At 40.9% G+C, this 15013-nt stretch carries 15 protein-coding genes; 6 read left to right on the forward strand and 9 right to left on the reverse strand.

Annotation, left to right across the window (positions count from 1 at the left end):
• Nucleotides 1-2: 2 nt before the first annotated feature.
• A complete protein-coding gene (gene metB, locus AAEU30_RS14730; protein WP_421961131.1) occupies nt 3-1268 on the reverse strand; it encodes a cystathionine gamma-synthase in 1266 nt (421 codons plus the stop codon).
• A 235-nt stretch (nt 1269-1503) separates the two neighbouring features.
• Between metB and metJ the strand changes: the two genes are divergently transcribed.
• Nucleotides 1504-1824, forward strand: a complete 321-nt coding sequence (metJ, locus tag AAEU30_RS14735; protein WP_016709540.1) for a met regulon transcriptional regulator MetJ — start codon at nt 1504-1506, stop codon at nt 1822-1824.
• 92 nt (nt 1825-1916) lie between these two features.
• On the opposite strand, the gene AAEU30_RS14740 is transcribed toward metJ, so the two are convergent.
• Both AAEU30_RS14740 and rpmE read right to left on the reverse strand, forming a co-directional pair.
• Nucleotides 1917-3158, reverse strand: coding sequence for a malic enzyme-like NAD(P)-binding protein (locus AAEU30_RS14740; protein WP_421961132.1), 1242 nt, complete (start codon nt 3156-3158; stop codon nt 1917-1919).
• A 605-nt stretch (nt 3159-3763) separates the two neighbouring features.
• Entirely contained in the window at nt 3764-3976 is a 213-nt protein-coding gene (gene rpmE, locus AAEU30_RS14745) for a 50S ribosomal protein L31 (RefSeq protein ID WP_421961133.1), read from the reverse strand.
• A 232-nt stretch (nt 3977-4208) separates the two neighbouring features.
• Here rpmE and priA point away from each other — a divergent pair, with 232 nt between their 5' ends.
• From priA to AAEU30_RS14770, 5 genes are all read left to right on the forward strand, one after another.
• Entirely contained in the window at nt 4209-6395 is a 2187-nt protein-coding gene (priA, locus tag AAEU30_RS14750; protein WP_421961134.1) for a primosomal protein N', read from the forward strand.
• Nucleotides 6396-6415: 20 nt separating this feature from the next.
• Nucleotides 6416-6946 (forward strand): SPOR domain-containing protein, encoded by a 531-nt coding sequence (locus AAEU30_RS14755; protein WP_421961135.1) that lies wholly within the window; start codon nt 6416-6418, stop codon nt 6944-6946.
• An 80-nt stretch (nt 6947-7026) separates the two neighbouring features.
• Entirely contained in the window at nt 7027-7545 is a 519-nt protein-coding gene (gene hslV, locus AAEU30_RS14760; RefSeq protein ID WP_058403860.1) for an ATP-dependent protease subunit HslV, read from the forward strand.
• 11 nt (nt 7546-7556) lie between these two features.
• Nucleotides 7557-8885 carry an ATP-dependent protease ATPase subunit HslU gene (gene hslU, locus AAEU30_RS14765; RefSeq protein WP_421961136.1) on the forward strand — a complete coding sequence of 443 codons (1329 nt, stop codon included), beginning with the start codon at nt 7557-7559 and terminating at the stop codon, nt 8883-8885.
• 65 nt (nt 8886-8950) lie between these two features.
• Nucleotides 8951-9325 (forward strand): gamma-butyrobetaine hydroxylase family protein, encoded by a 375-nt coding sequence (locus AAEU30_RS14770; RefSeq protein ID WP_421961137.1) that lies wholly within the window; start codon nt 8951-8953, stop codon nt 9323-9325.
• Between the two features lie 272 nt (nt 9326-9597).
• Here AAEU30_RS14770 and AAEU30_RS14775 read toward each other — a convergent pair whose 3' ends face one another.
• The 6 genes from AAEU30_RS14775 to AAEU30_RS14800 form a co-directional block, all read right to left on the reverse strand.
• Complete coding sequence (locus tag AAEU30_RS14775) at nt 9598-10002, reverse strand: molecular chaperone DnaJ (RefSeq protein ID WP_421961138.1); 405 nt, start codon at nt 10000-10002, stop codon at nt 9598-9600.
• 541 nt (nt 10003-10543) lie between these two features.
• Nucleotides 10544-10831, reverse strand: a complete 288-nt coding sequence (locus tag AAEU30_RS14780) for a type II toxin-antitoxin system RelE/ParE family toxin (RefSeq protein WP_421961139.1) — start codon at nt 10829-10831, stop codon at nt 10544-10546.
• Complete coding sequence (locus AAEU30_RS14785) at nt 10831-11109, reverse strand: type II toxin-antitoxin system Phd/YefM family antitoxin (RefSeq protein ID WP_176372539.1); 279 nt, start codon at nt 11107-11109, stop codon at nt 10831-10833. Before AAEU30_RS14785 ends, AAEU30_RS14780 begins: the two co-directional genes overlap by 1 nt.
• Before the next feature lie 236 nt (nt 11110-11345).
• The gene (locus AAEU30_RS14790; RefSeq protein WP_421961140.1) at nt 11346-13226 is read right to left on the reverse strand and encodes a methyl-accepting chemotaxis protein; all 1881 of its coding nucleotides are present in this window, start codon (nt 13224-13226) and stop codon (nt 11346-11348) included.
• A gap of 117 nt (nt 13227-13343) precedes the next feature.
• Nucleotides 13344-14372, reverse strand: coding sequence for an MJ1255/VC2487 family glycosyltransferase (locus AAEU30_RS14795; protein WP_421961141.1), 1029 nt, complete (start codon nt 14370-14372; stop codon nt 13344-13346).
• On the reverse strand, nt 14369-14908 hold the full coding sequence (locus AAEU30_RS14800) for a phosphatase PAP2 family protein (protein WP_421961142.1): 540 nt from the start codon (nt 14906-14908) through the stop codon (nt 14369-14371). The genes AAEU30_RS14795 and AAEU30_RS14800 overlap by 4 nt, the downstream gene beginning before the upstream one ends.
• Nucleotides 14909-15013 lie beyond the last annotated feature (105 nt).

Raw genomic sequence — 15013 nt, forward strand, 5'->3', positions numbered from 1 at the left:
TGTTACCACAATGCCGTATGTGCTGGCGTTAGTTTAAATGAGCTTGATTGCTGATCTTGTTGTTTAGCTGTGGCTTGTTGTGCAACAAGTTGCTCACTTTGACCACCCTGACCAGGCTTTACTTTATTAAACACACGTTCTAAATCAGCCACTAAGTCTTTAACATCTTCAATACCAACAGAAATACGAATTAGCGTGTCACCCACACCAGCCTCAAGGCGTGCAGTTGCATCCATTCCGGCATGCGTCATAGTAGCTGGATGACAAATTAAACTCTCAACGCCGCCCAGTGACTCAGCTAAACTAAATTCTTTAAGACTCGTTAAAAATGCTGCCGCATCATTTACATCACCCTTAATATCAAAACTCACCATGCCACCAAAACCACGCTGCTGTACTTTAGCCAACTCATGCTGTGGATGTGACTCAAGACCAGGATAATAAACTTGGCTTACATAAGGAGAGTCTTCTAGATATTGCGCTATGATAAACGCATTTTCTTGGTGCTGACGCAAACGCACATTTAACGTACGCAAGCCACGTAAAGTTAAGTAGCTATCAAACGGCGCACCGGTAATACCAATATTATTTGCCCACCACGCAAGCTCATCACCTAACTCTTGGGTTGCAGCAATCACGGCGCCACCCACAACATCTGAGTGACCATTAATATATTTAGTCGTTGAATGCACCACAATATCGACACCAAATTCGATTGGATTTTGTAAAGCCGGCGATAAAAATGTGTTATCTGCGCCAACAAGTGCACCACATTGTTTAGCAATAGTGGTAATTGCTTTAATATCGGTCAGCCGTAAAATAGGGTTGCTCGGTGTTTCAATCCAAATTAGCTTAGGTTTAATTTCAAGAATTTTTTCATGGTTTTCGGTTTTCGTTAAATCTAAAACCACTAACTTTAATAACCCACGCTTTTCAAGAGAGGTAAATAAACGGTAGCTACCGCCATAACAATCGTGAGGAATAACTAAAGTATCATCGCTATTGAGTAGTTGAGTCGCTAAATGTACTGCCGACATACCAGTGGCTGTAATGATCCCCTTGGCGCCCCCTTCAAGCTCGGCCAAGGTTTCAGCTAATATATCGCGATTTGGGTTTCCACTGCGGCCATAATCGTATTGGCGTTTAGTATCAAAATCAGCAAATGAATAGGTTGTTGATAAATGAAGAGGCGGTACAACAGCACCATGATGTTTATCAGCATCGATACCATTTCGTACCGCGATAGTTGCTTTGTTCTTTTGACTCATAACGTCACCTACAATAAATGGATGTTTAGACGTCTAAAAGGTTAGAGGATCAGTCCCCATAAGTCAAAACATTTGTGGTGTAACCAGGGTATTATTAGCGGTAAAGATATTTAGCTCGCTAGATGGCTAAATAACAAGTGTTTGACTATCTTTTTTAAAACGATAGAATTTCCGCATCTTTGCAAAGCAAATAGGCTATGCAAACAACTAACAACCTGAGGCAACGATACTTCTTATGGCTAAATGGAACGGTGAATATATTCACCCATACGCAGAACACGGTAAAAAATCAGAACAAGTGAAAAAGATCACCGTGTCTATCCCACTTAACGTGCTAAAAGTGTTAACTGACGAGCGCACCCGCCGTCAAATAAACAACCTACGACACGCAACTAACAGCGAACTACTTTGTGAAGCATTTTTACACGCTTTTACTGGGCAACCGCTGCCAAACGATGAAGACTTGCGTAAAGACAACCCTGAGAAAGTGCCTGAAGAAGTGAAGAAAATCATGCTCGAAATGGGACTTGAAGTACCTGTACTTAACGAAGATTAAGTTACGGTTTGCATTCCTGCCTTCAGGAATTGGATACAAAAAAACCTCAGCAACTAACATTGCTGAGGTTTTTTATTGCTTGATCGTTTCGGCTAAGCCATATAATTTTCAGGCATATCGATTTGCGCAACACCTGAATCAATAGCCGCTTGCGCTACCGCTTTGGCAATACGTGGCAGCAAACGCGGATCCATTGGTTTTGGAATAATATACTCAGGGCCAAATTCAAGAGAATCAACACCCGCTGCTTTTAATACTTCTGCAGGTACTGGCTCTTTAGCAATACTACGAATGGCATCCACTGCTGCAATTTTCATTTCATCGTTGATTTGGCTTGCACGAACATCAAGCGCACCACGGAAAATAAATGGGAAACATAGCACGTTATTAACTTGGTTCGGGTAATCTGAGCGCCCAGTCGCCATAATAAGATCTTTACGTGCACCGTGCGCAAGCTCTGGCGCGATCTCAGGGTCTGGATTAGAACATGCAAAAATAACTGGCTTGTCGGCCATTAGCTTTAAATCTTCTGGATCTAACAAGTTCGGACCTGATACACCAACAAATACATCTGCATCGGCTATTACATCTTGTAACGTGCGTTTATCTGTATTATTTGCAAATAGTTGTTTATGTTCATTTAAATCATCGCGACGTGTATGAATAACTCCTTTACGGTCAAGCATGTAAATGTGCTCACGCAGAGCGCCACATTTAATAAGTAGTTCCATACATGCTACAGCAGCTGCACCAGCGCCTAAACATACAATGATCGCATCTTCAATTTTTTTGCCTTGTACTTCAAGCGCATTAATCATACCCGCAGCAGTTACGATCGCCGTACCGTGTTGATCATCATGAAAAACAGGAATACTGCAACGCTCAATTAATGCCTTTTCAATTTCAAAACATTCAGGCGCTTTAATATCTTCAAGATTAATACCGCCAAACGTATCTGCAATATTAGCCACCGTATTGATGAAATCTTCAGTTGTACGATGCTTAACTTCAATATCAATTGAATCTAGACCTGCAAAACGCTTAAATAATAATGCCTTACCTTCCATTACTGGTTTTGACGCCAGTGGCCCTAGATTACCTAAGCCTAATATAGCGGTACCATTAGTAATAACAGCCACCATATTACCTTTGCCCGTGTATTTATAAGCATTAGCCGGATCGGCTGCAATTTCACGCACAGGTTCAGCAACACCTGGGCTATAAGCTAGAGCGAGATCATTAACGGTTTCAGCTGGCTTAGTAAGTTCAATGCTGATTTTTCCTGGAACGGGGTGAGCATGGTAATGTAATGCTTGTTCACGAAAGTCTGACATAACGCGATTTTATCCTGCAAGTAAGTTAAATTTAAAGTGAGAGTGAGCAGTTCTTAGCGAACAATACCTATATTATAATTAAATTCAAGCAATATCAGGTCTATCCTGTTATAAGCTATATCAGTTAATTTTATGCGTTTTGCCAGCATTTTTAGTAAATAATTCTAAAAACGCATGATTAAAACACTAACAAAACATCAAAAAACCCAACTAAATTTGCATGAATTTAAAGCAAATAGTACTGCAACTCGAACAAACTAAAAAGCAACAACAATAATCGACGATAGCGACAAATAACTGCAATTTAGCCCATTTTAGATACAGTAATAGCAGCAATGTAATTTATATTAATAATTAATATAGTGAATTAATTAGGGTTTGTCTGTGCTTCATTAGCTATAACCATTATAAGAAGCAGAAATATTAGTCAGAATAATATCGCTATAAATTAGCCATATCGCTGGCAACAAAGTAATACACAAAGGGGGATTTTCTAATTTTAATCTACGTAAATTAGGAGGAGCAAATGAATCACTGTAAGTTTTTCTAAATCACAGGCACAAAAAAAGCACCCGAAGGTGCCTTTCTTAACACGAAAGCAGAAATTACTTGCTGCTAAGTGCACCGAAACGCTTGTTAAAGCGATCAACACGGCCACCTGTGTCTAAAATCTTTTGCTTACCAGTGTAGAACGGGTGACACGCAGAACATACGTCTAAGTGGATGTCTTTACACAGTGTAGAACTAGTTTCGAATTTATTTCCGCATGAACAAGTTGCTGAAATTACTTCGTACTTAGGGTGAATACCTTCTTTCATAGAAACCTCTAGTTAAGGCCGCATCGCTCTCCAAACCCGAAGTCTGGCACCATACGTCGTTTAAATCAAAATAATTGGACGCGTATTCTAAGCAACAACCCAGCCCGCCACAAGCTTTAAATGCGTTTTTTGCTAATTAAATGAGCAAAAACTTTAAACCCACCATTTGCTGATAGGTTTTTTATCGTAACTTTAGTACATTAGCTGTCTTGTTGGTTTTTGTTGAGTTGCTATGAGTTTTGTTGAAGTTGCTATAAAAGTTCCGCTACAGCGTACTTTTGATTACAGCCTACCGGAACAACTTAATGGTTTATCAGTAACACCTCAAGTTGGCACCCGCGTTATTGTGCCATTTGGTAATCAAAAGAAAGTCGCTGTGGTGCTTGCATTAAAAACCACCACAGACGTGCCAAAAGATAAAATTAAAGCACTCTTAGAGGTGATTGATGATGAGCCTATTTTATCTGCACAGCATCTTGATTTATTACGCTTTACTGCCCGCTATTACTGCTACCCATTAGGCGAAACAATACATATTGCACTACCTGGCGCATTACGCCAAGGCGAATGCCCTGATAAAAGCAGTATTAACATGGTAGCCTTAACTGAAAAAGGCGCTAAACTTCCGTCTTTAAAAGCCAAAAGCCAACTAGGGCTATTAAAGCAATTAGCCGAGTCAGGAAAGTCCTCACTCACCGAGCTAAAAGCGCTGGGGTTTAATAAAAAGACCATCGATAGCCTACTCACCAAAGAGCTTATTAGCCAAAGTATTGAACACGATAATCAATGGCAACAACAAGCGCCACAAATCGGAACTAAACCCGTATTAAACAAAGAACAAGCCGTTGCCTGTACTTCAATAAACCAAAGCACAGGTTTTAATAGCTTTTTACTTGAAGGCGTCACCGGCAGTGGCAAAACCGAAGTTTACTTACAATGCCTAGAAGAAGTACTAAAACGAGGTGAACAAGCACTCGTACTAGTGCCTGAAATTGGCTTAACACCCCAAACGGTTAACCGCTTTCGCCGCCGCTTTGTTGATACTCCTATCATGCTTTGGCACTCAGCCTTAACCGATAAAGAGCGCCTGCAAACATGGCGCTTTTGCGAAAAAGCCAGCTGCGCTATTGTCATAGGCACTCGCTCAAGTATCTTTTTACCTTTTTTAAAACTGGGTATGATCATTGTTGATGAAGAACACGATAGCTCATTCAAACAGCAAGATACCTTGCGCTACCATGCCAGAGACTTAGCAGCGTACCGTGCTTATCAACACAAGATCCCCTTAGTCTTAGGCTCTGCAACCCCCGCTTTAGAGACTTTGCACAAAGCCATTAATGGTAAATACCAACTACTTAGCTTAACGCAGCGTGCGCAAACTAGCACAGATAACAAGTTTCAGCTGTTAGATATGAAAGGTCAGCCTGATCAAGCCGGTATTGCGCATGCAAGCCTTGCCACGATGCGCCAACACTTAAACCGCGGTAAGCAAGTAATGGTATTTTTAAATCGCCGTGGTTTTTCACCTACACTAATTTGCCACGAATGTGGTTGGCTCAGTGAGTGCTCGCGTTGCAGTACCAGCGCAACATTTCACAAAGCTATAGGCCAAATGATTTGCCATCACTGCGGCGAACAAGAACGGGTACCACATCAATGCCCTGATTGTGGCAGCACGCAAATATTTCCAAATGGTAAAGGCACAGAGCAAATAGAAGAGTTTTTAACAACAGAGTTTACTGACACCCCTATTAGCCGCATTGACCGCGACTCAACACGGCGTAAGGGAAGCTTAGAAAAAGCCCTTGATGATATTAATCAAGGCGGCGCACGAATTTTAGTGGGTACGCAAATGCTCGCTAAAGGACATCATTTTCCCGATGTCAGCTTAGTGCTTATTTTAGACGTAGATAGCGGCTTATACTCCTGTGATTTTCGTGCGACCGAGCATTTAGCTCAACTGGTTACACAAGTTGCAGGGCGAGCAGGACGAAGCGGAGAGCCTGGCCATGTTTTATTGCAAACACACTTTCCAGAGCACCCATTATTACAAGACTTAGTTAATAATGGGTATCAAGACTTTGCCCGCTTTGCATTACAAGAGCGTGAAGATGCACAACTGCCCCCTATTACGAATATGGCCATTGTCCGCGCCCAAGGGCATAACGTTAAGCAGGTGGTGGATTTTTTAACTGATTTAGTTCCTGTGCACGGTGTAACTGGTATACAATTGCTAGGTCCAATTCCTGCTCCTCTTGAAAAAATAGCAGGAAAATACCGTTTTCAATTACATATTCAAGCGCTTGATCGTCAATTATTGCACCAATATTTAGCGCAAATGATTGATTACCTAAGCACCAGTAAGCTTGCACAAAAAGTGCGCTGGAGCTTAGATGTCGACCCAATAGATATGATTTAAGGTTAGAACTTAGAACACACATGGCACAACACGATTTTATTAATAAAAAACCGGGCAACCGTAACAGTAAAAAACAGCCACCCGCTAAAAAGCCATTTCCGGTTTTATTAGTTATTTTAACGACTCTTTTGGTCGGTGGTTTTTGCTTTGGCTTATGGTATGTAAAAACCAATGCCGATCCTAAACTTGTTGAACAACAAGCCAATCCGACTAAAACTAAAGAAAAAGTTGAGCCTGCCAAACCGCGCCCGCCTGAATTTATTAAAGAAATAAAAGAGCATGAAATCCAAGTTGAAGTTAAAGAACTTGAACAAAAAGGCCCTTATGTCATGCAGTGCGGGTCATTTAGAACTCGCTCTCAAGCCGAAACTCTCAAAGCAAAAATAGCTTTTGCAGGACTCATTGCCGAAGTACGTGAAACCACTGGTACAAATGGAATTTGGTATAAAGTACGCCTAGGGCCTTATAAAACCAAGCGTTTAGCCGAAAGTGACAAAAACAAACTCAAACGCAGCAAAATAATGGGCTGTGGAATTTGGCTTTGGACTTGATTTTAATCCATTAACCCATATTAACTTCTCATCAATCGCTTTTTACGAGTCGCCCCCGCGGCTCGATGATGAGGAATAACATGACCACTATTGTAAGTGTACGCCGCGACGATAAAGTCGTCATTGGTGGCGATGGCCAAGTTTCACTTGGTAACACCGTAATGAAGGGCAATGCCCGTAAAGTTCGACGCCTTTATAATGGCAAAGTAATCGCTGGTTTTGCTGGCGGTACTGCTGATGCCTTTACCCTATTCGAACGTTTTGAAAGCAAACTTGAAATGCATCAAGGTAACCTAACCAAAGCAGCCGTAGAAATGGCTAAAGATTGGCGTAGTGACCGTGCTCTTCGAAAGCTCGAAGCCTTGCTGGCGGTTGCCGATGAAACCGCATCATTGATTATTACAGGTAACGGCGATGTCGTGCAGCCTGAAAACGACCTAATCGCTATTGGTAGCGGTGGTAACTTTGCGCAATCAGCCGCAACTGCGTTACTTGAAAACACCGACCTGAGCGCCCGTGAAATCGTAGAAAAAAGCCTGACTATTGCAGGCGACATTTGCGTATTCACTAATAACTTCCAAACTATCGAAGAATTGTAATAGGAACCGCTATGTCTGCTATGACTCCAAGAGAAATCGTTCATGAACTTGACCAACATATCATTGGCCAAGCAAAAGCAAAAAAAGCCGTCTCTATTGCGCTTCGTAATCGCTGGCGCCGTATGCAATTAAATGACGACTTACGTGCTGAAGTTACCCCTAAAAACATCTTAATGATTGGTCCTACAGGTGTTGGTAAAACTGAAATTGCGCGTCGCTTAGCAAAACTAGCTAACGCGCCATTTATCAAAGTTGAAGCCACTAAATTCACCGAAGTGGGTTATGTTGGTAAAGAAGTTGAAACCATCATTCGTGATTTAGTCGATGTGTCGATTAAAATGACGCGCGAACAGCAAACTAAAAAGTTTAAGCATCGCGCAGAAGAAGCAGCTGAAGAACGCATTTTAGACGCACTACTGCCACCAGCAAAAGATTCATACGGTGAAACTCAGCGCGACGAAAATTCATCAACGCGCCAAACATTTCGTAAAAAGTTACGCGAAGGCCAATTAGACGACAAAGAAATTGATATTGATGTTGCTCAAGGGCAACCTAATGTTGAGATCATGTCGCCTCCTGGTATGGAAGAAATGACCAACCAGCTGCAGAGCATGTTCCAAAACATGTCTTCTGATAAGAAGACCAAGCGCAAGCTGAAAATTAAAGAAGCCTTTAAACTATTAGCCGAAGAAGAAGCCGCTAAATTAGTAAACCCTGAAGAACTTAAAGAGCAAGCTATCTTTGCGGTTGAGCAAAACGGTATTGTATTTATCGATGAGATAGACAAAATCTGTAAGCGTGGTGAATCATCAGGCCCAGACGTAAGCCGTGAAGGCGTACAGCGCGATTTACTGCCGTTAATTGAAGGTTCAACAGTCAACACCAAGCACGGTATGGTTAAAACCGACCACATGCTATTTATCGCCTCTGGTGCATTCCAAATGTCAAAACCATCTGACATGATCCCAGAGCTACAAGGTCGTTTACCAATTCGTGTTGAACTAGAAGCACTCACAGCCGATGACTTTAAACGCATTCTAACTGAGCCGCATGCGTCACTCACAGAACAACAACGCGAACTACTTAAAACTGAACAAGTAAATGTAGAGTTTGCCGATGATGCAATTGAACGTATCGCAAAAGCCGCTTGGCAAGTAAACGAAAAAACCGAAAACATCGGTGCTCGTCGCTTACATACTGTGATGGAAAAACTAATGGAAGAAATTTCATTTGATGCTTCAGAACAAGCAGGTTCAAACTTAGTAATTGACGCCGCTTATGTTGAAAAACATTTAGGCGCATTAGTTGAAGATGAAGACTTAAGCCGCTTTATTCTTTAACAGCAGTTTAATGTATACTAAAGGCCTCCAATTGGAGGCCTTTTTATTGCCCTATGAGTTTAGCTATGAAACAAGTTATAAAAGTTCATTACCACAGCGTTAGCAAAACCCTTGATGTTTATTTTGATGACGACTCAACTTGCACTTTCAGCAGTGAGTTTTTGCGTGTTCACTCCCCTTCTGCCGAAGTACAAGGCCATGGCAATGAGCCGATGAAACTCGTTTTGGGTAAATCACAAGTTAGCATCAGCAAAATAGAACCCGTTGGTCATTATGCAATAAGGCTTATCTTCGACGACAACCACAACAGCGGCTTATTTAGCTGGAGCTACTTCTCACACCTACAAGCTAACCATGATGAGCTATGGCAAACATATCAGCAACGTGTAGCAGAGCACCAAGCGAGCAAAGACAGCGTACCGATAAAATTTGTACCTTAGTCAGTTGGCGAGAGTAAAGTTAGCAAGTTAAAAGGTTCAAGGTGAAAGTTAGCGCTGCTCGGCGTTAAAGTTAACTGCGTAGTTGTCGTTGAGTACAAGAGAAGGTTCTAGGCTCTAGGTTTGCCGAGCCATAAAGTAGTCTTATCAAACTTTGTCAAATTAGTGAACTTCAATCAAATCAAACAGGCGTGTTTGTGCCAATATAGTCTTTGAACATTCGCAATTTCCCCAAGACAGCTTCCTAGCTGAACAACATTGGCTTGATAGATGTTTTACTTACTATTGATGTCATTTTTAACTTTTTGGTTTAACTCCATAAAGTCTTTTACCAATGAGTCGCAAACAGACTTTTTAGCAGCACATTTTACTTCAGTAGTTATTTCAATCTGACCATTTCTCTCGACAACCGCACGGCGCACAACTGACGGATATGAAGGGTGAGCTTTGGGTGCAAATGACCAAAGAGCTTTATTCGTATTATCGTTTACAATAACCCAACCTTTAGACTCACTAATCTCTGCATCGAGATCTAACTTCAGCGCTTCGAGAGCCCCTAAAACAGTGTTATAACCAAAAACTTGCCCATTTTTTCCTTCATATCCCAACTTTGAGTTTGAATCAGTAGCAAATGAAAAACACGAAAAAATTAATAAAGCTAAAAATATTACTCGATTCATATACAGCCCTACTTAAACACATAACGAGCCTATAGAATTACTCGTTTTTAATTTATTTTTATTAATGCATTAACCATAGCGGAGTTGCAATTTTGATTCAATCGCTTAGTCAGATTCGAGTTAGATTAACGACTATTTAAGCATGTAAGTACTAAACGCTAAGTTTCCCTCATTTACTTCTCATTCCCTGCTCTTTGTGAAAAAGATCTTTAACTGAATTATCCACAGAGAGGTTAGCGTAGGTCGTGCTTTAGCGCGTCAATTCCAATAGTTAATTGATTCTCGCCATAAATGACGACCTACAATGGTGCTAAGTGTATACCCGCAGCTCGTTGCTCGAACCCCGTGGCTGTCATTCCCTTTGTGCAAAAGATCTTTAACTGAATTATTCACAAAGAGGCTAAGAGGCGCTGCGCTTTAGAGAAAATAAGTAAACGAATATGTTTATTGGCTTTGAATTGACTGTCACTGTATACAAACGCTCAAGAAGAACATTAGTGATTATTGACTGAGTTAAGGCTCATTAGTGTATAACACAGTTTTACACATCGTCCTCGGTCAAAATTTGCCGACAGTTACGAACAGTCAAGATTCGAATTTCGTGACTTAAACTGTAGATAATTCGATAGTAACCAAAAATAATTTCACGGTAATTTGTGTGTGGTATTTCAGGAACGAAGCGCCCCATTTCTGGCGTATTGCCAAGCAATTCTGTTTTATCAAAAACGTCATTCACCCATTTCTCAGCAGCAGATGGGTTATCTAAAGAAATGAACTCTGCTGCATCACCCAGTTTTTGAAGTGCTAATGGGGACCACACTACTTTCATTACTTAATGCGCCGTAGCACTTGTGAACGCGCATCTTCATTTGTAACACCTAGCCCTGAAGCCAACTGGGCTTCTGCGGTACGCATTTCTTCAAGTAGCTCGATCTTTTCTTGCATTGCTTCATACTCAGCAACATCAAGAACAACAGCAACGCCTTTACCACGTTGTGTGATTACCAATGGACGACGAGTCTCATTGATCTGTTTGATGTAAGATGCAACGCCAGCACGAAACTCAGATAACGGTTGAATATCTTGATCGAAATGAATGCGACTCATATTGAACTCCAATTAGTACAAAATAACGTACAAATAATAGTTCAACAGTTCACTGTTAGCAAGAGGTTGATATTGTACAATAGCACTTTGTCGTGCGCGAATTGCGCATATGCCCACTTCACCTCACACTCATTTAATTAACCAAACGAAAAGCCATAAGCTCAAAGCTACTTAGACTGCTTAAAACTTATGGCTTATAACTTTAAAGCTGACGGCTGACGGCTGACGGCTGACGGCTAAACCTTAAACTTATCTATCGCTTGATGAAGCACTTTTGCTTGCTCTGATACTTCTTCACTGGTTTGTGCATTAGTAACAGCGTGACCTGATGCACTTTCGGCGATATCACGAATTCTCACTACATTTTTATTTACTTCTGACGCCACTTGGCTTTGTTCATCAATGGCGGCAGCAATATGGGTGCTCATGTCCATAATGGTTTGTACATCTTCAGTGATAGAGCTAAGTAACTCACCTGCTTTTGTGGCTTGAGCGGCACTTTCTCCCCCTTGTGTACGGCAACGCTGCATTATACTCACCACTTCTTGAGTCCGCTCTTGCAAGGTTGAAATAATACTTTCGATTTCTGTTGTTGATTCCTGTGTTCGCTGAGCGAGTGAGCGCACTTCATCAGCTACAACAGCAAAGCCTCGCCCTTGTTCTCCAGCACGGGCAGCTTCAATAGCAGCATTCAGAGCAAGTAGGTTTGTTTGTTCTGCAATACCGCGGATCACATCCAGTACAGAGCCAATTGTTTCACCGTCTTTTTCTAGTTGTGAAACCACTGAAGAGGCATTGCCAAGTGAATCAGAAAGCTGATTAATTTGTGTAACGGTAGATTCTACTTCCGAGCGCCCCTGCTGCGCGCTTAAGTTAGTCGACTCGGCCTTTTTAGCCGCCGCTTCAGTATTGTGAGAAATATCTTGAATGGTTGCCTGCATTTGCGTGGCGGCTGTTGCTACCATATCCGCTTCATGCAATTGCTCTTGCATACCACTACTTGTTGCAGAGGTTGTTTCTGATAAGTTACCTGTCGCAATATTTAAAGTGGTAAGGGCTGTGTTTACTTCATAGATGAGTTTTTTAAAATCGCCTATTAAGCTATTAAAATCAACGGTCATGGTAGTAATTTCATCTTTACCTGTTTCTTCAATAAACAAGCTTAAATCGTTGTTACGTCTAATGTCATTGATGGTGTGATACACCCGCTCAATAGGTAAGATAATTGAACGACTAGTAAAATAAACTAATAGCATAACGACCAAGCCTGCAATGATAAATATTACTACGGCAAGCACCTGTACTTGCTGAGCACTATCACTAACTTGCTTTTTAGTGGCACTTGTTATCTGAGTCACAACGTCATCACTTTTTTTAACGCTAAGTCTCATTTCTCCTAATGCTCCCGAATTTAAATCTAAACCAAGAGCGACTTGAGCATCAACGAGTGCTGTGAATTTGCTTTGATAACTATTTAACAAAGCCAATAATTCTCCACGTGTATTTGAGTTAATACCAAAACCACTGATTTGCTGTTCTAATTGCTGTGATAATTCTTCAAAACGGGTTGAATATTTAAGATCCAATCGCAACATAAAGTCTTTTTCTGCACGACGAAGTTGCAGCATTAAGGTAAGTAGTTGATAATTATTTTGTTCTTGTAACAGAGTTTCAATTTGATGCACTGCATTGCGCAATTCACCATAAAGAGCATCTTTAGGGTGGAGCCCTATCGCTTTTTGTAATTTTACGACCTGTTGAAAATCTTCATAATATTGCTCAGCTAATAAGCCAAACTTGTCTACTTGATCAGTCGCGATTCCCAAATCACCGGAAAGCACGGTAAGCTTTTCAAGCTTAAGTTGTAATTGCTTATACTCCTGCTTAAACAAATCTAACTTTGTTTCATCTTTATAAAATAAAAAGTCTTTTTCATATTTACGCATCGAAAGTTCATGGATATCTAACTCTTCTGCGTACTGTATCGTTTCATTTAACTTAAGCATTATTCGTGCTTCGTAAATAATAAGACCTAGCATTACGATTAAAGCTAAACCAACTACTAGTGCATTGATTTTAAGTCGACTTTTTATCGTCAAATTTTGGAGTAAACTCATCTACAACTACCCTTAATTAACATCACTACATAGTATAGTAAGGTTATAGTTTTATTGCGTAATAGATTACTCCATAATTTTAACTGTTCATACTGCTGATTGCCCTGCGGCTATAATTTAGATTACTGATTTCCATAAAGATTGATGCAAGCTTTGTGTATTTTCCCATTGCTTCTCTGCCAGCCAGTTTACCAACGGCTTAGGATCACTGGGAAAGTTTATCTGCATATGCTCTTTGCTCGTAATCCACTCATCAAGTGCACATGGATTTAAATAACTCATCACATGCGCTGCTTTCATTGATAATAACGTTTGAGCATTGGCATCCTGCTCAAATTGACCTGACAATGGTTTAAGTAATAATTTTTTACCTAACTTTAGCGCTTCACTGGAAAGCTCAAACCCTGCATTGGCAATAACGCCGCTGGCATTGGCTAAGTCATTCAAAAACCCACTGCGTGAAGGTGCTCTTAAATGAATGTGTCCGTGAGAGTTATTTTTTGCATCAGGATGATAGCAATAAAACTCTTTTGCCGGAAAATCCTTTAAGTAATCGATGACACTCGCTAGCTCCTCAAATGGTAAATATACAAGTACCTTATTATCAACACTAACTGGGTTGTCATGATGGTGATTCGCAATAAACGGTGGGATGATATTATCTGCAAACGGCTGCCAATGTACGCCTAAATAAACATCGGCAGGTGCATAACAACGAATTAATGAACGGCGAAATAAACCATGACCAAACATAGGCACTTTAGGTGATAAAAAAGCGGCTTGGTGGCTCATTCCAATAACCGGCACACCTTGGCGCTTTGCTGCCCACGCGGTGATGGGTTCAAAGTCATTAAACACAAAATCGTAACCAGATACATCTAGTTGCTTGATATCATGTAATAACTTGCACACACGCGCATTTTTTACTGTACGCAAACTACTGACTTGACCATTTTGGGTTGAAAACGATAATCCGCGAAAACTACGGTAATTTATAAATTCGCCCATATCAAAATAGTCTTGCTCCGCGCGCCCTGAAAAAACATAATCAACTTCTACGCCCATCTGGCTAAACGCATTTGCCATTACTCGTGCACGAGTTATATGTCCGTTTCCTGTGCCTTGAATACCGTACAGTATTCTCATAGATAACCCACCAATAAGATAGCCATTACACCACAACTTGAACCCATTAAAGCCCCAAGCACGACATCAGCAGGGAAATGAACCCCTAAAACTACACGAGAAGCAGCTACACCACTGGCCCATGCAAACCATAACCAAAATAATTCTGGAAAATATTGCGCCAGTATAATCGCAACTAAAAAAGCGCCCGCACTATGCCCTGATGGCAAACTAAACTTATCGCTAGGCACTATATATGCACCTTTTACTAAACAATCGCAGGGGCGAACTCGCGCGAAGGTTTTTTTTGCAACATAATAAATTGGTCTTTCGATCAAAAAGCCAAGTAACAAGGTGATCGATAGCAATTGTAACTCTTGCTCACTGCCTAACCAGCCAAACCCCAAAGCTATCATGACGTATAAGCCACCATTACCGCTTTTTGAAAACCCTAACGCTGAATTTTTTATCCATACGGGTGAGTTTCCATTAAATAGCTTAAGGAACAAATCTTCATCTAACTGTGCAACCTTTTTTAGTATATTGTTCTGACTCATGGTTGGGTCCTTTTTCACGCAAACTATGTACACAATTTCAGCATAGGCGCTCTAAATAACAATTGGGTGACGCTTTTAAGACACTAATGTTGCTTTTACCTATTT

It is taken from the genome of Pseudoalteromonas mucoides (assembly GCF_049257175.1).
Lineage (GTDB): Bacteria > Pseudomonadota > Gammaproteobacteria > Enterobacterales > Alteromonadaceae > Pseudoalteromonas.

Coding starts and splice junctions, on each gene's coding strand:
- metB (WP_421961131.1), bottom strand. CDS start 1,268: ATGAGTCAAAAGAACAAAGCAACTATCGCGGTACGAAATGGTATCGAT.
- metJ (WP_016709540.1), top strand. CDS start 1,504: ATGGCTAAATGGAACGGTGAATATATTCACCCATACGCAGAACACGGT.
- AAEU30_RS14740 (WP_421961132.1), bottom strand. CDS start 3,158: ATGTCAGACTTTCGTGAACAAGCATTACATTACCATGCTCACCCCGTT.
- rpmE (WP_421961133.1), bottom strand. CDS start 3,976: ATGAAAGAAGGTATTCACCCTAAGTACGAAGTAATTTCAGCAACTTGT.
- priA (WP_421961134.1), top strand. CDS start 4,209: ATGAGTTTTGTTGAAGTTGCTATAAAAGTTCCGCTACAGCGTACTTTT.
- AAEU30_RS14755 (WP_421961135.1), top strand. CDS start 6,416: ATGGCACAACACGATTTTATTAATAAAAAACCGGGCAACCGTAACAGT.
- hslV (WP_058403860.1), top strand. CDS start 7,027: ATGACCACTATTGTAAGTGTACGCCGCGACGATAAAGTCGTCATTGGT.
- hslU (WP_421961136.1), top strand. CDS start 7,557: ATGTCTGCTATGACTCCAAGAGAAATCGTTCATGAACTTGACCAACAT.
- AAEU30_RS14770 (WP_421961137.1), top strand. CDS start 8,951: ATGAAACAAGTTATAAAAGTTCATTACCACAGCGTTAGCAAAACCCTT.
- AAEU30_RS14775 (WP_421961138.1), bottom strand. CDS start 10,002: ATGAATCGAGTAATATTTTTAGCTTTATTAATTTTTTCGTGTTTTTCA.
- AAEU30_RS14780 (WP_421961139.1), bottom strand. CDS start 10,831: ATGAAAGTAGTGTGGTCCCCATTAGCACTTCAAAAACTGGGTGATGCA.
- AAEU30_RS14785 (WP_176372539.1), bottom strand. CDS start 11,109: ATGAGTCGCATTCATTTCGATCAAGATATTCAACCGTTATCTGAGTTT.
- AAEU30_RS14790 (WP_421961140.1), bottom strand. CDS start 13,226: ATGAGTTTACTCCAAAATTTGACGATAAAAAGTCGACTTAAAATCAAT.
- AAEU30_RS14795 (WP_421961141.1), bottom strand. CDS start 14,372: ATGAGAATACTGTACGGTATTCAAGGCACAGGAAACGGACATATAACT.
- AAEU30_RS14800 (WP_421961142.1), bottom strand. CDS start 14,908: ATGAGTCAGAACAATATACTAAAAAAGGTTGCACAGTTAGATGAAGAT.